Here is a 17795-nt window from a genome sequence, read left to right on the forward strand (position 1 = left end):
GGTCAAAATAAAACCATGAATGCGATCACGAATCGCAGCGGCACGCCATGTTCGCGCATCAGTAAGTTCTTATGCTCACCTCAGGCCAGCAAAAAACCATAAAGGCCTCTATCCCTACAGGTTGTTTCATGAGGATTTAAAAATGCTCAGTCAAATACAACGTTTTGGCGGTGCCATGTTTACCCCGGTGTTGCTGTTTCCGTTCGCCGGGATCGTGGTGGGAATCGCCATCATGCTTCGCAACCCGCTGTTTGTCGGCGAAGCCTTAACGGCCCCCGATCATCTTTTCGCGCAGATTGTTCACATCATTGAAGAGGGCGGCTGGGCGGTGTTTCGCAATATGCCGCTGATTTTTGCCGTCGGCCTGCCGATTGGCCTGGCGAAGCAGGCGCAGGGCCGCGCCTGTCTGGCGGTGCTGATTAGTTTCCTGACCTGGAACTACTTTATCAACGCGATGGGGATGACCTGGGGCCACTTCTTTGGCGTCGATTTCTCCGCCGAACCGACGGCAGGTAGCGGGCTGGCGATGATTGCCGGGATCAAAACGCTCGATACCAGCATCATCGGGGCCATCGTGATTTCAGGCATCGTCACCGCCATCCACAACCGCTATTTTGACAAGCCGCTGCCGGTGTTTCTGGGGATTTTCCAGGGCAGCTCGTTTGTCGTTATCCTCGCGTTCTTCGTCATGATCCCCTGCGCCTGGCTGACGCTGCTGGGCTGGCCGAAAGTGCAGATGGGCATTGAGTCTCTGCAGGCGTTCCTGCGCTCTGCCGGGGTGCTGGGCGTGTGGGTGTATACCTTCCTGGAACGCATTCTGATCCCAACCGGGTTGCACCACTTCGTCTACGGTCCGTTCATCTTCGGCCCGGCGGCGGTTGAGGGCGGGATTCAGGTCTACTGGGCGCAGCATTTGCAGGAATTCAGCCAGAGCACCCTGCCGCTGAAAACCCTCTTCCCGGAAGGCGGCTTCGCCCTGCACGGTAACTCAAAAGTGTTCGGTTCGATCGGGATTGCGCTGGCGATCTGGTACACCGCGTCGCCGGAAAACCGCGTCAAGGTCGCGGGGCTGCTGGTTCCGGCCACGCTTACCGCGGTGCTGGTGGGCATTACCGAACCTCTCGAATTCACCTTCCTGTTTATCTCGCCGCTGCTGTTTGCCGTTCACGCCGTGCTGGCGGCGACCATGGCGACGGTGATGTACGCCTTCGGCGTGGTCGGGAACATGGGCGGCGGCCTGCTGGACCAGTTCCTGCCGCAAAACTGGATCCCGATGTTCCATAACCACGCCGCGATGGTCTTCACCCAGATCGGCATTGGCCTCTGCTTTACCGGGATCTACTTCGTGGTCTTCAAAACGCTGATTGCGCGTCTGAACCTGAAAACGCCGGGCCGGGAAGAGAGCGAAATCAAACTCTACAGCAAGGCCGACTATAAGGCGGCGCGCGGGCAAACCACCGCCCCGGCGGCGGCCAGCCAGCAGGTCGGACAGGCCGCCGGGTTCCTGCAGGCGCTTGGCGGCGCGGCCAACATCGAAAGCATCAACAACTGCGCCACCCGCCTGCGCATCGCCCTGGTCGATATGGCGAAAACGCAAAGCGATGACGTCTTCAAAGCCCTCGGCGCCCACGGCGTGGTGCGACGCGGCAAAGGCATTCAGGTGATTGTCGGCCTGCACGTTCCTCAGGTGCGCGACCAGCTGGAATCGCTGATGAAAACCCCCTTAACGAATGAACAAACCACCCTGACAGAGGCTATATCATGAAAAAATTCTCAGTTGTCATTGCAGGCGGCGGCAGCACCTTTACGCCTGGTATCGTCCTGATGCTGTTAGCCAACCGTGACCGTTTCCCGCTGCGCGCCCTGAAGTTTTATGACAACGACGGCGCGCGTCAGGAGACCATCGCCGAAGCGTGCAAAATCATCCTAAAGGAGCAGGCTCCGGAGATTGAATTCAGCTACACCACCGATCCGAAAGCGGCGTTTACCGATGTCGATTTCGTAATGGCGCATATCCGCGTGGGCAAATACCCAATGCGTGAAAAAGATGAAAAAATCCCGCTGCGCCACGGCGTGCTGGGCCAGGAAACCTGCGGCCCGGGCGGCATCTCCTACGGCATGCGCTCTATCGGCGGCGTGCTGGAGCTGGTGGATTACATGGAGCAGTACTCCCCAAACGCGTGGATGCTGAACTACTCCAACCCGGCGGCGATTGTCGCGGAAGCCACGCGCCGCCTGCGTCCGAACGCCAAAATTCTCAACATCTGCGATATGCCGATCGGCATTGAAGGGCGCATGGCGCAGATTGTCGGCCTGAAGGACCGCAAAGAGATGCGCGTGCGCTACTACGGCCTGAATCACTTCGGCTGGTGGACGTCGATTGAAGACCTGAACGGCAACGATCTGATGCCGAAGCTGCGCGAATACGTGGCGAAAAACGGCTATGTTCCGCCTTCGGAGGATGCGCACACCGAAGCGAGCTGGAACGATACGTTCGCTAAAGCAAAAGACGTGCAGGCGCTGGATCCGGACACCATGCCGAACACCTACCTGAAGTATTACCTGTTCCCGGACTACGTGGTCGCGCATTCCAACCCGGAACGCACCCGCGCCAATGAGGTCATGGATCACCGTGAAAAGCATGTGTTCAGTTCCTGCCGGGCGATTATCGAGGCGGGCAAATCCTCCGCCGGTGAGCTGGAAATTGATGAACATGCGTCGTACATCGTCGATCTGGCGACCGCCATTGCCTTTAACACCCAGGAGCGGATGCTTCTGATTGTGCCAAACAACGGGGCCATCCATAACTTCGATGCCGACGCGATGGTTGAGATACCGTGCCTGGTCGGCCATAACGGTCCTGAGCCGCTTACGGTGGGCGATATTCCACACTTCCAGAAAGGGCTGATGAGCCAGCAGGTAGCGGTGGAAAAACTGGTGGTGGATGCCTGGGAGCAGCGCTCGTACCAGAAACTCTGGCAGGCGATTACCCTGTCGAAAACCGTGCCGAGCGCGTCCGTCGCGAAAGCGATTCTGGATGACCTGATCGAGGCCAACAAGGATTACTGGCCAGAGCTGCACTGATCGTCCTGACCGACATCGCCCGATGTCGGTCTCCTTGTCCTTGTCGATTTACGCTATGCTGAAGCCTGCCCGTAGCTCGACAAGGAACCTTCATGAAAATTTCCCGCCTCGGCGAAGCGCCGGACTACCGCTTCTCGCTGGCTAATGAACGCACGTTTTTAGCGTGGATCCGCACCGCGCTGGGATTCCTTGCCGCAGGGGTGGGTCTCGACCAGCTCGCGCCTGATTTTGCCACGCCGCTGATTCGAGAGGTGCTGGCGCTGCTCCTGTGCCTGTTTGCGGGCGTGCTGGCGGTTTACGGCTACCTGCGCTGGCTGCGCAATGAGAAGGCGATGCGTCTGAAGCAGGATCTGCCTTATACGCGCGGGTTACTCATCATCAGCGCGGTTTTGCTGGCGGTGGCGGGCGTGGTGATGGTGCTGGTATTCTATGGCGGATAGCCGCAAAGCGCGACGGGAAGCGGACCCCGGCCTGCAGCCGGAGCGGACGTCGCTCGCCTGGCTGCGTACGCTGCTGGGGTATGGCGCGCTGATTGCCCTGGCGATTAAGCACAACTGGCACCGCACCGGGGTGCCGTTCTGGATCTCGCTTGTTGTGCTGGCGCTGGTGGCGATCGTTTTATGGCGCTATACCCGCAGCCGTAACCTGATGGACGTGGCGCAGAACGACTTTGTGCAGCCGAAGGCGGTGCGGGATAAGTTCCTGATTGCTCTGGCCGTGCTGTCTCTGTCTTTACTCTTCGCAGTGACTCACATTCAGCAAATTGTGAGCTTTTAAAGCCCGGTGGCAGCTACGCCTTACCGGGCCTACGATTAGCGGCCTTTTGCTAAATACTTCGCCATCTCGTCTTCCGGCACCATCCCGCCGCCGGTCGCCCACACCAGGTGGGTAACGTTCGCACCGGCACTGACGCGCACCGGCCCGGCCATCCCCGCCAGCGCCGACGGTTCCAGACGAATGCCTTCCTCCTGCGCCAGCCAGCCGAGCATGTCGTACATGCTCTGATCGGAAAGCGTATAGAACCCGTCGAGCAGGCGCTCCATCGCGCGACCCACGAAGCCAGACGCGCGCCCTACCGCCAGCCCGTCCGCCGCCGTCACGTTATCAATGCCCAGGTCCTGTACGGCAATCTCGTCGTGCAGGCCGGTGTAAACCCCCAGCAGCATGCACGGGGAGTGCGTGGGCTCCGCGAAGAAGCAGTGGACGTTGTCGCCAAAGGCCAGCTTCAGGCCAAACGCCACGCCGCCGGGGCCGCCGCCGACGCCGCACGGCAGGTAGACGTATAGCGGATGCTCCGCATCCACCACGCGGCCCTGTGCGGCAAACTGCGCCTTCAGCCGCTCGCCCGCCACCGCATAGCCCAGGAACAGGGTGCGGGAGTTTTCATCGTCAATGAAGAAACAGTTAGGATCGCTTTCCGCCGCTTTGCGTCCCTGCTCCACCGCCACGCCGTAATCCTGCTCGTATTCCACGACGATCACGCCGTGGCTGCGCAGTTTGGCTTTCTTCCACTCGCGGGCGTCGGCGGACATATGCACCGTCACCTTAAAGCCGATGCGGGCGCTCATAATGCCGATGGACATACCCAGGTTGCCGGTTGAGCCCACGGCGATGCTGTACTGGCTGAAGAAGTCCTTAAAGCGCGGCTCCAGCAGAACGCTGTAGTCGTCTTCAACGCTCAGCAACCCGGCTTCCAGCGCCAGTTTTTCCGCGTGGGTCAGCACCTCATAGATACCGCCGCGCGCTTTAATCGAGCCGGAGATCGGCAAATGGCTGTCTTTTTTCAGCAGCAGGGTGCCGGGAATGGCCTTGCCGGACTCTTTCTCCAGCCGCGCCTGCATTGCCGGAATCGCGACCAGTTCGGATTCAATAATCCCGCCCGTTGCCGCCGTCTCCGGGAAGGCTTTCGCCAGATAAGGCGCGAAGCGTTTCAGGCGAGCGTGGGCGTCGTCCACGTCGGCTTTGGTCAGCCCGACATAGGGCAGCCCTTCAGCCAGCGTCGTGGTGCGCGGGTTAAGCCAGGTGGTTTCTTTCAGGGCAATCAGATCCTCAACCAGAGGAAACCGTGCGGTTAAAGTAGTGATAGTTGCGTTTTCCATAATACGTCTCTTCGCGCTCAGATAATGAAAGAAAGCAGGAATGTGCCGCCAAGTGCAAGCACCGAGGCGATAAACGTCGCCGTCGTATAGTATTTGAAGGTCTCATTCAGGGTCGCGCCGCAGTATTGCTTCACCAGCCAGAAGAGGGAATCGGTTACGATCGTGCAGCCAATGGCGCCGGAACCGATGGCAATGGTGATGATCTCCGGGCTCACGTTCGGGTAGAGCGGCAGCATCGGCGCGACTATCGCCGTGGCGCCCATCATCGCCACCGTCGCGGAGCCGACGGCGGCATGCAGCACCAGCGCCACCAGCCAGGCGAGCAGGATAGGGTGCATGTGCAGGTTCGAGAGAATATGCGCCAGCGAGTCCGCCAGTCCGCTGGTTTTCAGGATGGCGTTAAACGCGCCGCCCGCGCCGATAATCAGCAAAATGTTGGCGATAGAGCCGAAGCCGTGCTCGGTATGCGTCAGCATCGTGCCCATGCCCATATGCTGGCGTATCCCCAGCAGGTAGTAGGCGACAAACACGGCGATAAACATCGCGGTGATCGGGTTGCCGATAAACTCCAGCAGCGTATACAGCGTGCCTTCTTTCGCCATATTCAGCTCGGCGATGGTTTTCAACAGCATCAGGGCAATCGGCAGCAGCACCGTGAACAGCGTGGCGCCCAGCGACGGCAGGGTGTGCTCTTCCCGCACCTTCAGGTCTGAAAATTCCGCCGGAACCGGTTTAAACGGCAGACGATTGCCGAGCAGTTTCAGGAACAGCGGGCCGCCGACCAGCGAGGCCATCAGGCCTACCATCAAACCGTAGACAATGACCGTTCCGACGTCCGCGCCTAATTTATTGGTCACAAACAGCGCGGCCGGATGCGGCGGCACCACGCAGTGCACCGCCATCAGCGCGGTACAGAGCGGAATGGCCAGCTTAAGCAGCGACGTGTTGGTCTTTTTGGCGATGGAAAACGCCAGCGGGATCAGCAGTACCACGCCCACTTCCACAAACAGCGTAATGCCGCAAATAAGGCCCACAAGCACCATAATCACGTCCGCCGACAGCCAGCGGCAGCGCTGCAGCGCGATCCCGATGCGCTCGGCCGCGCCGGAAACCTCCATCATCTTGCCGAGAATGGTTCCAAGGCCGATCACCGCCGCCAGGAAGCCCAGCGTGCCGCCAATCCCGCTCTCGATGGCGTTCACCATATCCAGCGGGCTCATTCCCATCATTGCGCCGACGAAAAAGCTCGCCAGCAGCAGCGCGAGGAATGGGTGAAACTTCAGTTTTACGATGGTTAAAACAATCAACACGATGCTGACAAGCAGCGTTGCCACAACCCAGACCTGAGATCCCATATCTCACCTCATCCTTATGTCATCTGGGGGTATTGGACGAAAAAGCGGCGTGGGCTGACAAACGATATAAATTGGCGTTCAGGTGAGCCAGATTGAATCAAATGAGTGACTATGCTCTAAAAAACGCACTTAATCTGCATTAGGGTCACATAAATTCACCCAGGAACGGTATGCTGAGCGCAGAAAACACGCGTGAGAATTGTGATGACCGATGCAAATGAAGCCAGAAACCGGCTATTAAACGGCTGGCAGCTGTCGAAAATGTACACCTTTGAAGTGGCTGCCCGGCATGAATCCTTCGCGCTGGCGGCGGAGGAACTGTCGCTTAGCCCCAGCGCGGTAAGCCACCGCATCAACCTGCTGGAAGAAGAGCTGGGTATTCAGCTGTTTGTCCGTTCGCACCGTAAAGTCGAGCTGACGCAGGAGGGAAAGCGCGTTTACTGGACGCTAAAATCGTCTCTCGACACCCTGAATCAGGAGATCCTGGACATCAAAAACCAGGCGCTGTCCGGCACGCTGACGGTCTACTCCCGGCCATCGATCGCTCAGTGCTGGCTGGTACCCATGCTGGGTGACTTTACCCGCCGCTATCCGTCGATTTCGCTCACCATCCTGACCGGCAATGATTACGTCAATATGCAGCGAACGGGCGTCGATCTGGCGCTCTATTTCGACGATACACCGCCAAACCATCTGTCTCATCACTTCCTGATGGACGAGGAGATTTTGCCCGTCTGCTCCCCGCGGTATGCCCGCGAGCATGAACTGCTGAAAAACCCTGATAACCTCAGCCACTGCACGCTGCTGCACGACCGTCAGGCCTGGAGTAACGATTCCGGTACGGATGAATGGCTGAGCTGGGCGCAGCACTTTGCGGTGAGTATGCCGCCATCGTCGGGCATTGGTTTCGATCGTTCGGATTTGGCGATTATTGCGGCCATCAACCACGTTGGCGTCGCGATGGGCCGAAAGCGGCTGGTGCAAAAACGGCTTGAACGGGGCGAGCTGATCGCCCCGTTTGGTGACAAGACCCTGAAATGCCATCAGCACTACTATGTCTCGACGCTTTCTGGCCGTCAGTGGCCGAAAATAGACGCCTTTATCGGCTGGCTGAAAGAACTGGCAGGTTGAAGAATTATTACGCTTTCGCTCTACACCAAATGTGAAAAAGCGTGCTAAATACAGGTAATGCTTTCGATTTATCCAGGGTAAACCGTGTTAAAGCCTTTTATTGCCTCTGCATTACTGATCTCTTCCGGCTGGGCGATGGCCGCTGAGCCGCCGCTGACGGCTGCCCGTTATGCGCAACAGTTGGGCGTCGGGATGGATGTGGACTGGGCGCGCACCGAGCGCGGCATACGTGAATTCGACCCGCTGGTGGTCCGCGATTTTCGTGCAAAAGGCATTACCCACGTGCGCATCCGCGTGGCCGATGAGCCGACGGAAGCGCGGTTAATTCACCTGCGCAAGCTGGTAGAAGCCTGCGAGCAGTATGGCGTGATCCCGATAATTGCTTATCAGGCTGATGAATATAAAAACGACCCGAAAGCCGATAACGAGAAAGAGACGGTCAACTGGTGGATTGCCGTGGCACACTATTTCGGCCAAAGCTATCCGCAGCTGGGTTTTGATCTCATCTATGAGCCGGCCGACAAGCTTAACCACAGCCTGGCGTCGCTAAACCGCGTGTATGAAAAATCTATTAAAGCGATCCACGACATCGACCCCCAGCGCATGATCTTTATTGCGCCGCGCCTGCGTGCCGCACCGGAGGATTTATCCAGCCTGAAGCTGCCTGCGCATAGTCAAAACTACCTGCTGGCGGAGTGGCATATTTTCCCGTGGGGGCCGCTGAAAAATGGTGGTAAATACCCGTGGACGTCCGGCACGGCGGCGGAGAAAGCGGCTATCCATAATCGCATCAATACCGCGCTGCGCTGGCAGCAAAAAACCGGGCACGTTAGCTGGGTCGGGGGCTGGGGCGTGGGGGAGTCAAACCACCTCACGCCAACCGCTTCGCAAATGGCCTTCGCCACCTTTATGGCCTGCGAACTGCAAAAAGCGAAAATCCCGTATGCGCTTAACGCGGATTTCCAGTTTTACGACGGGGAAGAGGGGGCCTGGCGGCCAGCGCCAGAGCCCTTACTGCAGGCGATGATAACCCCTGCCTGTGAAAAGCCCGGCGAGAAGCCGGGCCATCATGCGCTTAAACCGGCTGCTCGTGATGCGGAACGCGCGACGCCAGCGGCAGCCAGCACAGTAAAATCAGCAGCCCCATCAGCGTCATCAGCAACCCCAGACTAGACTGCCCGGTCTGCGGCATCATCGCCGACAGCCAGGCCAGCGCGCCGGAACCAATGTTCTGCAAACCGCCCACCAGCGCGCCCGCCGTGCCTGCGAGGAACGGGAACGGCTCCATCGCGCCGCTGGTGGCGAGCGGGAACAGCATCCCCGCGCCGAAGAAGAACAGCGCTGCCGGGATGAGCAGCGTCCAGACGGTCATCACGCCAAACAGCCCTGGGATCCACATCATCAGACCCGCCAGCAGGCAGCTGATCACCGACTGCCACATCAGGGTGGAGAAGCGCTTGTTTTGACGCCCGGCAAACCACGCGCCGAAGAACGCCGCCGGGATCGGCAGAATAAACAGAATGCTCACGACCATACTGCTCAGGCCAAGACCCGCGCCCAGCAGCACGCCGGAGCAGGCTTCAAACACCGCGATGCCCGCCAGGCCGCCGATGAGCATCAGCAGGTAGCAGGTAAACGCGCCGTTGCCGAACAGCGTTTTATAGCTGGCGATAAGCTTCGTGCGCGGCGCGTCCTGCGGCCGCGTTTCCGGCATCCAGCGCGCCATGCTGAAGGTGACAATCATGCAGAGCACCAGCAGGAAGGCGTAGCAGGCGCGCCAGGACCACATCGTGTCCAGCAGGCCGCCGATCAGCGGGGCCAGCAGCGGGCTGACCAGAATCCCCATATTCAACAGACTGTTAGCATGACGGAGCTGGGTACCCTGATACATATCGCGCGGTAAGGTTCGCGCCATCACCCCGCCAACGCCGGTTCCGACGCCCTGCAGAGCGCTGGCGGCAATCAGTACGGTCAGGCTGTGGGTGGTCATCGCAATCACGGTCGCCACCATGAAAATGCACATACCGACTAAAATCACCGGACGGCGTCCGATACGGTCGGAGAGCGGTCCATAGAACAGCTGCGAAACGCCATAGGTCAGCAGGTAGGCTGCCATCACGCTTTGTACCGAGCCCTCGCGGACGTTTAATTCCTTTGCCATGTCGGCAATCGCCGGAATGTAGATGGTTTGCGCCATCTGACCGACGGCCACCAGTAACACCAGCATCAACAATAAGTTAACGTTCCGTTGCTTTTTCATGTCGCTGAATACTTTTGCCAAAAGAGAGAAATGAAGAATAAGTGACTGCGCATTCCCATAAATGCGCGAGGAATCTACCACAGAGAGATGACAATTTAAGCATTGTCTTGGTGAATGAAAAAACCGGCAAAGGCAGGATTTGTAAACAAGAACGGCAACTAATGTTGCCAGTGCTTTACGCCAGGCGCAGCAGAATGGCGCCGCCGGCGATACCCAGCGCCGCCGCGATGCGCAGGCCCGCAACCTTCTCTTTTAAAAGGATAAACGCGATTAGCGCGCCAAAGAGTATGGAGGTTTCACGCAGCGCCGCGACTACCGCCAGCGGCGCCTGCGTCATTGCCCACAGCGCCAGACCGTAAGAGCCCATGGTGCCAACCCCGCCGAGCAGCCCCTTTTTCCAGTGCAGGCGCAGGTAGCCGGACGCCTCGCGCCGACGCGCCACCATCGCCCAGCCGAGCAGGCAGAAGCCGTTCATAAAGAAGGTCCATAGCGTATAGCCCAGCGCGGTGTCCGACAGCCGCACGCCGGTGCCGTCCACCAGCGTATACCCGGCAATAAAGCAGGCATTTAGCAGCGCCAGCCAGATCCCTTTGCGTGACTGCATGCGCCCGTTCATCGCCATCGCCAGAATCGACAGGCAAATTACCCCGATGCCGGACCAGGCGAGCCAGGAGAGACGATCGCCGAGCGCCAGCACGCTGATCAGCGCCACCAGCAGCGGGGCGGTGCCGCGCATCAGCGGGTAGGTCTGGCTCATATCGGAGACCTGATAGGTCTTCGCAACCAGCACGGTGTACACCACCTGTAGGGCGCAGGAGACAATCAAAAACGGCCAGCTTTCTGCTGAAGGTTGTGGGGAAAACGGCAGTAAGACCAGAGCGATAACCGTGGCGGATCCGCTGACGCTTATTGCGGAATAGAGCTTGTCCGTTCCGGCCTTAACGATGGCGTTCCAGCTGGCATGCAGCAGCGCGGCGAAGAGCAAAATGCAGAATACGGTGATGGTCATGGCGTATCGGGTGGTGAATTGTCACTCAACTGTAACATTCACGCCCTGAAGCTGCCAGCCGCTTACACCGCACAAAAAAGGCGGTGCGTCACCCGCGGTTCGTCCGAGACCAGCGTAAATCCTGCCTGGCGATAAAACCCGTAGGCAGCGTCCGGCGCATGGGTATTGAGGAAATAAAACCAGATGCTGGCATCGGCCATCACCACGGTCAAAAGCTGCTTGCCAATTCCCAGCCCGCGGCACTTTTCGCTGACGTAGAGATGGCGAATACGTCCGGCGCGCGGCTGCTGGCTGAACGGATCGCGATTCAGACCGCACACGCCGACCAGCTTGCCGTTGAGAAACGCGCCTAACAGCTTTTCGCCCGGCGCGTTAAAGCGGTTCTCACCCCGCTGCCAGCTCTCTTCGAGCCTGCGCAGCATATTGAAATTCAGTGCAATACTTTCCGCCTTCAGGGCGATATACCCCGGCTCGTCTGGCGTGACAGGCTCAATTAACAGACGCGACATAGCATTCCCTCGTTATTAAAGAGGGGCGGTTGCCCGCCCCTCTCAGGTGCGACTTGAACCTGAATTACCGAACGAATTTCAGGACAGCATCAAGCAGTTGCAGTACAGCAACAATGAGTTTGAGGATAAGTATCACCATATCCACTACGCTCATACGCGTCTCCTTTTGGTTAAAAGGAGCACGATGCTGGCGTACCTTTCCGCCGCCTGTTGCCAGCACCTGGATTGACGTAACACAGTGTGCTCACTTCAGAGGGTTAAGGCACTGACGGCACCACCCGTTTCAGCCAGGACTTCGTTGCGCCGGTAGAACTGCGGCCCCCTCGCTCACTGCGAACACCCTCAGTATAGATAAATACTGTACGTATGAACAGTATTTTGTGGACAAAATCTGGATGGCGATCCATACTCAAAAACGTCAAAATCCGTGCCTCAATTGCGCGTTCGTCTTCGATCGCGTATACTTTTTTGCGTTGACGTAACACAGTGTGTTCTGCGGCGACCAACCGCAAAACCCTGATAAAAACCTCGCTTAGGCGGGGTTTTTTGTTTTCATCTCCCAACAAACGAAACGTGATCCCTGGCGCATTTTTGCGCAGATGAAAATTTTTCCATTGTCACGCCCGAAAACCTGTGTTTGTATAAATTCAATCAATGAATCCAAACACAGGTCCCCAATGACTTCATCCATCTTCACTTCGACCCTACTAAAAACTGCGCAACCAGCCGCAGTGGTCGTCGTGCGTGTGGTGGTGGTCGTCGGCAATGCGCCGTAGGGACTGGATCAACACACGAATCCAAAACCCCGCCGGCGCAAACCGGGCGGGGTTTTTCGTTTAGGACCCTCCCCGGAAAGTCGGCCCAGAAGAAAAGGACTGGAGCATGGCAAGTTCGGGCACAACATCCACCAAGACGCGTTTTACCGGTGCGCAGCTGATCGTTCATCTGCTGGAACGACAGGGCATCACCACGGTTGCGGGTATTCCGGGCGGCACGGTGCTGCCGCTGTACGATGCGTTAAGCCAAAGCACGCAGATCCGCCACGTGCTGGCGCGCCACGAGCAGGGGGCAGGCTTTATCGCTCAGGGCATGGCGCGTACCCAGGGTAAACCGGCAGTCTGTATGGCCTGCAGCGGGCCGGGTGCAACCAACCTGGTGACCGCCATCGCCGACGCGCGCCTCGACTCCATTCCGCTGATCTGCATTACCGGCCAGGTGCCGTCCTCGATGATCGGCACCGATGCGTTCCAGGAAGTGGATACCTACGGCATCTCTATCCCCATCACCAAACATAACTATTTAGTTCGCGATATCAGCGAGCTTCCTCAGGTTATCAGCGATGCGTTCCGCATTGCGCAGTCCGGCCGCCCGGGCCCGGTGTGGATAGACATTCCTAAGGATGTCCAGACCGCAGAAATTGAGATCGACGTTCTGCCGGAGCCGGGTGAGCGAGCCCCCGCGCCGGAATTCAGCGCTGAGAGCGTGCGCGACGCTGCCGCCATGATTAACGTCGCCAAACGCCCGGTGCTCTATCTGGGTGGCGGGGCGATTAACGCCGCAGATGAAATCCGCGAGTTTGCAGAAAAAGCCAACCTGCCGACTACCATGACCCTGATGGCGCTCGGCATGCTGCCAAAAGCGCACCCGCTGTCCCTGGGGATGCTGGGGATGCACGGCGCGCGCAGCACCAACTACATCCTGCAGGAGGCGGATTTATTGATTGTTATGGGCGCGCGTTTTGATGACCGGGCGATTGGCAAAACCGAGCAGTTCTGCCCGAATGCGAAAATCATTCACGTGGATATCGATCGCGCCGAGCTCGGCAAAATCAAGCAGCCGCACGTGGCGATTCAGGGAGATGTGGCGGAAGTACTGACGCAGCTGATCCCGCAAACCGACGCAACCGACCGCGCCGACTGGCGTCAGCTGGTGGCCGATCTGCAGCGCGAGTTCCCGGGTGCCATCCCAACCGAAGGCGACCCGCTGAGCCACTATGGTCTTATCAACGCCGTGGCCGCCTGCGTGGACGACAGCGCGATTATCACCACCGACGTCGGCCAGCATCAGATGTGGACCGCGCAGGCCTACCCGCTGAACCGTCCGCGCCAGTGGCTGACCTCCGGCGGTCTGGGAACCATGGGCTTCGGCCTGCCTGCGGCGGTCGGTGCAGCGCTCGCCAACCCGGACCGCAAGGTCATCTGCTTCTCCGGTGACGGCAGCCTGATGATGAACATTCAGGAAATGGCGACCGCGGCCGAAAACCAGTTAGACGTGAAAATCATCCTGATGAACAACGAGGCGCTTGGCCTGGTGCACCAGCAGCAGAGCCTGTTCTACAAGCAGGGCGTGTTTGCGGCGACCTATCCGGGGATGATTAACTTTATGCAGATTGCCGCCGGCTTTGGCCTGCACACCTGCGATCTGAACGCGGAAGAGGATGCCCATGCGGCGCTGCAGGCGGCGATTTCTCGTCCGGGCCCGGCGCTGATCCACGTCCGTATCGACCCTGAACAAAAAGTGTATCCGATGGTGCCGCCGGGTGCGGCAAATACTGAGATGGTGGGAGAATAAGCCATGCAGAAACAACATGATAACGTCATTCTGGAACTCACCGTCCGCAACCACCCCGGCGTCATGACCCACGTCTGTGGGCTGTTTGCCCGTCGGGCGTTTAACGTGGAAGGCATTCTCTGTTTGCCGATTCAGGGCAGCGAGCACAGCCGCATCTGGCTCCTGGTCAACGATGACCAGCGTCTGGAGCAGATGATGGCGCAGATCGACAAGCTGGAGGACGTCACCAACGTGGCGCGCAACCAGTCCGATCCCACCATGTTTAACAAAATTGCGGTGTTTTTCGAATAGATCGCTCATTGCTTGAACACCCGCGCGCTTATCGTTAAGGTAGGCGCGTTTTTTATCCGCCCGCCAGGAACGCGCCATGACCACCATCGCCCTTATCGACGACCACCTTATCGTCCGCTCCGGATTTGCCCAGCTTCTGAACCTCGAACCGGATTTTCAGGTGGTGGCCGAGTTTGGCTCCGGTCGCGAGGCGCTGGCGGGCCTGCCGGGACGCGGGGTGCAGGTCTGTATCTGCGATATCTCGATGCCGGATCTCTCCGGGCTGGAGCTGTTAAGCCAGCTGCCGAAAGGGATGGCGACGATCATGCTGTCGGTTCACGACAGCCCGGCGCTGGTCGAGCAGGCCCTTAACGCGGGCGCGCGCGGCTTCCTTTCCAAACGCTGTAGCCCGGACGAGCTGATTGCCGCCGTGCGCACCGTCTCCACCGGCGGCTGCTACCTGACGCCGGATATCGCCATCAAGCTGGCGGCCGGCAGGCAGGATCCGCTCACCAGACGCGAGCGTCAGGTGGCTGAGAAGCTCGCGCAGGGGATGTCGGTGAAAGAGATTGCGGCTGAGCTGGATTTGTCGCCAAAAACCGTGCATGTCCATCGCGCCAACCTGATGGAAAAACTTAACGTCAGCAACGACGTCGAGCTGGCGCGCCGCATGTTCGACAGCTGGCAATGAGTTCCGCTTTTTCACGGCTGATCGCCGTTGTCGCCAGCTTTTTTATCTTCTCCGCCGCGTGGTTCTGCCTGTGGAGCATTAGTCTGCATCTGGTGGAGCGCCCGGAGCTGGCGGTGCTGCTGTTTCCATTCGGCCTGCGTCTGGGGCTGATGCTGCAATGCCCGCGCGGCTACTGGCCCGTTTTGCTCGGGGCAGAGTGGCTGATGCTGGTCTGGCTGGCTCAGGAGGTTGCCCTCGCGCATCTTCCCTTATTGATGACCGGAAGCCTGCTCACGCTTCTCCCGGTTGCGCTTATTTCCCGCTATCGTCACCAGCGCGACTGGCGCACGCTGCTGCGCCAGGGGGCGGCGTTGATTGCCGCCGCACTGCTGCAGTCCCTGCCGTGGGTTGGCGACAAGGAGATGCTCAACGCGCTGCTGCTCACCCTCACCGGCGGCCTGACGCTGGCACCCACCTGCCTCGTGATCTGGCACTACCTCACCAGCACCGTCTGGCAACCGCTTGGTCCGGGGCTGGTGTCCCAACCGGTGAACTGGCGCGCCCGGCATCTCATCTGGTATCTGCTGCTTTTCGTGGTGAGCCTCTGGCTTCAGCTTGGTCTGCCCGCCGAGCTTTCACGCTTCACGCCGTTTTGCCTTGCGCTGCCGATTATTGCTCTGGCCTGGCACTATGGCTGGCAGGGGGCGCTTATCGCCACCCTGATGAACGCCATCGCGCTGATCGCCAGCCAGACCTGGCACGACCATCCGGTGGATTTGCTGCTCTCGCTGCTGGCCCAGAGTCTGACCGGGCTGCTGCTCGGCGCGGGCATTCAGCGCCTGCGCGAGCTGAACCAGTCCCTGCAGACCGAGCTGGCGCGCAATCGCCGTCTGGCTGAACGCCTGCTGGAGACGGAAGAGAGCGTGCGGCAGGAGGTGGCCCGCGAGCTGCACGATGATATCGGCCAGACGATCACCGCCATCCGCACCCAGGCGGGCATTGTCCAGCGTCTTGCGGCGGAAAATGCGGGCGTGAAGCAGGGCGGGGCGCATATCGAGCAGCTTTCACTTGGCGTATATGACTCGGTGCGACGCCTGCTCGGCAGGCTGCGCCCGCGCCAGCTTGACGACCTGTCGCTGGAGCAGGCGGTGCGCTCCCTGATGCGCGAGATGGAGCTGGAAAGCCGCGGCATTGTCAGCCATCTCGACTGGCGAATTAACGAATCTGCACTGAGCGAAGGCCAGCGCGTAACCCTGTTCCGCGTCTGTCAGGAGGGGCTGAACAATATCGTCAAACACGCCAGTGCCAGCGCGGTCACGATCCAGGGCTGGCAGCAGGACGAGCGCCTGATGCTGGTGATTGAAGACGACGGCTGCGGCCTGCCGCCGGGCTCCGGCCAGCAGGGCTTTGGCCTGGCGGGCATGCGCGAGCGCGTCAAGGCGCTGGGCGGCACGCTGAACCTTTCCTGCACCCACGGGACGCGCGTCAGCGTCAGTTTGCCGTTAAGGACGCATCATGTTTAAAACCCCAGCCAGCGCAGCCCCATTAAGCAACAAAGCGGAAATTGACGCCCGCTACCGCTACTGGCGACGTCATATTCTGATTACCATCTGGCTCGGCTACGCGCTGTTCTACTTCACCCGCAAAAGCTTCAACGCCGCCGCGCCGGAGATCCTCGCCAGCGGCGTGATGACGCGCACCGATATCGGCCTGCTGGCAACGCTGTTTTACATCACCTACGGCCTGTCGAAGTTCTTCTCCGGTATTGTTAGCGACCGCTCTAACGCTCGCTATTTCATGGGCGTTGGGCTGATCGCGACCGGGGTGGTGAACATCCTGTTTGGTTTCTCCACCTCGCTTTGGGCCTTCGCCCTGCTGTGGGCGCTGAACGCCTTTTTCCAGGGCTGGGGCGCGCCGGTCTGCGCCCGCCTGCTCACGGCGTGGTACTCGCGCAACGAGCGCGGCGGCTGGTGGGCCGTCTGGAACACCGCGCATAACGTCGGCGGGGCGCTGATCCCGATGGTGGTCGGCGCCGCGGCGCTGCACTACGGCTGGCGCGCGGGGATGATGATTGCCGGTGGCCTCGCCATTCTCGCCGGGTTGTTCCTCTGCTGGCGCCTGCGCGACAGGCCGCAAACCGTTGGCCTGCCTGCGGTGGGCGACTGGCGGCACGACGAAATGGAGATTGCCCAGCAGCAGGAGGGGGCGGGGCTGACCCGTAAGGAGATCCTCACCAAATACGTGCTGAAAAACCCGTACATCTGGCTGCTGTCGCTCTGCTACGTGCTGGTCTACGTGGTGCGCGCGGCCATTAACGACTGGGGCAATCTGTACATGTCCGAGACGCTCGGCGTGGACCTGGTCACCGCTAACTCGGCGGTGACGATGTTCGAACTGGGCGGGTTTATCGGCGCGCTGGTAGCGGGCTGGGGTTCGGATAAGCTGTTCAACGGCAACCGCGGCCCGATGAACCTGATTTTTGCCGCCGGGATTTTGCTCTCCGTCGGCTCGCTGTGGCTGATGCCGTTCGCCAGCTACGTGATGCAGGCGGCGTGCTTTTTTACCACCGGCTTCTTCGTCTTTGGCCCGCAGATGCTCATCGGCATGGCAGCGGCGGAGTGTTCCCACAAAGAGGCGGCAGGCGCGGCGACGGGCTTTGTCGGACTGTTTGCCTACCTTGGCGCATCGCTCTCCGGCTGGCCGCTGGCGCGGGTGATCGATATCTGGCACTGGAGCGGTTTCTTCGCGGTGATCGCCATCGCGGCGGGAATTTCCGCCCTGCTGCTGCTGCCTTTCCTGCACGCGCAGGCCCCGCGCGAGATGGGTGAAGCGTGATG

General features: G+C 59.6%; 18 protein-coding genes. 12 read left to right on the top strand and 6 right to left on the bottom strand.

Features of this window, described 5'->3' with window-relative positions; translation table 11 throughout:
* The first annotated feature begins 142 nt into the window (after nucleotides 1–142).
* From ACW9E7_RS20635 to ACW9E7_RS20650, 4 genes are all read left to right on the top strand, one after another.
* Nucleotides 143–1765, top strand: a complete 1623-nt coding sequence (locus tag ACW9E7_RS20635) for an alpha-glucoside-specific PTS transporter subunit IIBC (RefSeq protein WP_458728290.1) — start codon at nucleotides 143–145, stop codon at nucleotides 1763–1765.
* Nucleotides 1762–3084, top strand: a complete 1323-nt coding sequence (locus ACW9E7_RS20640; RefSeq protein ID WP_111964251.1) for a 6-phospho-alpha-glucosidase — start codon at nucleotides 1762–1764, stop codon at nucleotides 3082–3084. The genes ACW9E7_RS20635 and ACW9E7_RS20640 overlap by 4 nt, the downstream gene beginning before the upstream one ends.
* A gap of 92 nt (nucleotides 3085–3176) precedes the next feature.
* Nucleotides 3177–3524: a YidH family protein gene (locus ACW9E7_RS20645; protein WP_115876760.1), complete on the top strand. Its 348-nt coding sequence runs from the start codon at nucleotides 3177–3179 to the stop codon at nucleotides 3522–3524.
* Nucleotides 3514–3861, top strand: coding sequence for a DUF202 domain-containing protein (locus tag ACW9E7_RS20650; RefSeq protein ID WP_115876759.1), 348 nt, complete (start codon nucleotides 3514–3516; stop codon nucleotides 3859–3861). The genes ACW9E7_RS20645 and ACW9E7_RS20650 overlap by 11 nt, the downstream gene beginning before the upstream one ends.
* 35 nt (nucleotides 3862–3896) lie before the next feature.
* Here the strand turns inward: ACW9E7_RS20650 and dsdA are convergent, their stop codons facing one another.
* Both dsdA and dsdX read right to left on the bottom strand, forming a co-directional pair.
* Entirely contained in the window at nucleotides 3897–5183 is a 1287-nt protein-coding gene (gene dsdA / locus ACW9E7_RS20655; RefSeq protein WP_458728291.1) for a D-serine ammonia-lyase, read from the bottom strand.
* Between the two features lie 17 nt (nucleotides 5184–5200).
* Nucleotides 5201–6538, bottom strand: a complete 1338-nt coding sequence (gene dsdX / locus ACW9E7_RS20660) for a D-serine transporter DsdX (RefSeq protein ID WP_458728292.1) — start codon at nucleotides 6536–6538, stop codon at nucleotides 5201–5203.
* Between the two features lie 204 nt (nucleotides 6539–6742).
* Here dsdX and dsdC point away from each other — a divergent pair, with 204 nt between their 5' ends.
* On the top strand, nucleotides 6743–7669 hold the full coding sequence (gene dsdC, locus ACW9E7_RS20665) for a DNA-binding transcriptional regulator DsdC (RefSeq protein ID WP_458728293.1): 927 nt from the start codon (nucleotides 6743–6745) through the stop codon (nucleotides 7667–7669).
* Nucleotides 7670–7753: 84 nt separating this feature from the next.
* Nucleotides 7754–8842, top strand: a complete 1089-nt coding sequence (locus ACW9E7_RS20670) for a cellulase family glycosylhydrolase (protein ID WP_458728294.1) — start codon at nucleotides 7754–7756, stop codon at nucleotides 8840–8842.
* On the opposite strand, the gene emrD is transcribed toward ACW9E7_RS20670, so the two are convergent.
* The 4 genes from emrD to tisB form a co-directional block, all read right to left on the bottom strand.
* Nucleotides 8745–9929 (bottom strand): multidrug efflux MFS transporter EmrD, encoded by a 1185-nt coding sequence (emrD, locus tag ACW9E7_RS20675; protein ID WP_149367384.1) that lies wholly within the window; start codon nucleotides 9927–9929, stop codon nucleotides 8745–8747. The two genes, ACW9E7_RS20670 and emrD, sit on opposite strands and share 98 nt — an antisense overlap.
* Before the next feature lie 175 nt (nucleotides 9930–10104).
* Nucleotides 10105–10938, bottom strand: coding sequence for an EamA family transporter (locus ACW9E7_RS20680; RefSeq protein WP_127729032.1), 834 nt, complete (start codon nucleotides 10936–10938; stop codon nucleotides 10105–10107).
* Between the two features lie 62 nt (nucleotides 10939–11000).
* The gene (locus ACW9E7_RS20685; protein ID WP_458728295.1) at nucleotides 11001–11447 is read right to left on the bottom strand and encodes a GNAT family N-acetyltransferase; all 447 of its coding nucleotides are present in this window, start codon (nucleotides 11445–11447) and stop codon (nucleotides 11001–11003) included.
* 64 nt (nucleotides 11448–11511) lie between these two features.
* Complete coding sequence (gene tisB, locus ACW9E7_RS20690) at nucleotides 11512–11601, bottom strand: type I toxin-antitoxin system toxin TisB (protein ID WP_008500146.1); 90 nt, start codon at nucleotides 11599–11601, stop codon at nucleotides 11512–11514.
* A gap of 523 nt (nucleotides 11602–12124) precedes the next feature.
* Between tisB and ivbL the strand changes: the two genes are divergently transcribed.
* The 6 genes from ivbL to uhpC all read left to right on the top strand — a co-directional run bounded on the left by ivbL (nucleotide 12125) and on the right by uhpC (nucleotide 17793).
* Nucleotides 12125–12223 (top strand): ilvB operon leader peptide IvbL, encoded by a 99-nt coding sequence (gene ivbL, locus ACW9E7_RS20695; protein ID WP_057979964.1) that lies wholly within the window; start codon nucleotides 12125–12127, stop codon nucleotides 12221–12223.
* A gap of 106 nt (nucleotides 12224–12329) precedes the next feature.
* On the top strand, nucleotides 12330–14018 hold the full coding sequence (gene ilvB, locus ACW9E7_RS20700; protein WP_458728296.1) for an acetolactate synthase large subunit: 1689 nt from the start codon (nucleotides 12330–12332) through the stop codon (nucleotides 14016–14018).
* A gap of 3 nt (nucleotides 14019–14021) precedes the next feature.
* Nucleotides 14022–14309, top strand: a complete 288-nt coding sequence (ilvN, locus tag ACW9E7_RS20705) for an acetolactate synthase small subunit (RefSeq protein ID WP_008500144.1) — start codon at nucleotides 14022–14024, stop codon at nucleotides 14307–14309.
* 76 nt (nucleotides 14310–14385) lie between these two features.
* Nucleotides 14386–14979: a transcriptional regulator UhpA gene (gene uhpA, locus ACW9E7_RS20710; RefSeq protein WP_022646555.1), complete on the top strand. Its 594-nt coding sequence runs from the start codon at nucleotides 14386–14388 to the stop codon at nucleotides 14977–14979.
* Nucleotides 14976–16481 (top strand): signal transduction histidine-protein kinase/phosphatase UhpB, encoded by a 1506-nt coding sequence (uhpB, locus tag ACW9E7_RS20715; protein WP_127729034.1) that lies wholly within the window; start codon nucleotides 14976–14978, stop codon nucleotides 16479–16481. The genes uhpA and uhpB overlap by 4 nt, the downstream gene beginning before the upstream one ends.
* Nucleotides 16474–17793 carry an MFS transporter gene (gene uhpC / locus ACW9E7_RS20720; RefSeq protein ID WP_111964259.1) on the top strand — a complete coding sequence of 440 codons (1320 nt, stop codon included), beginning with the start codon at nucleotides 16474–16476 and terminating at the stop codon, nucleotides 17791–17793. Before uhpB ends, uhpC begins: the two co-directional genes overlap by 8 nt.
* Nucleotides 17794–17795 lie beyond the last annotated feature (2 nt).

The sequence above is a fragment of the Enterobacter sp. H2G27 genome (genome assembly GCF_054403075.1).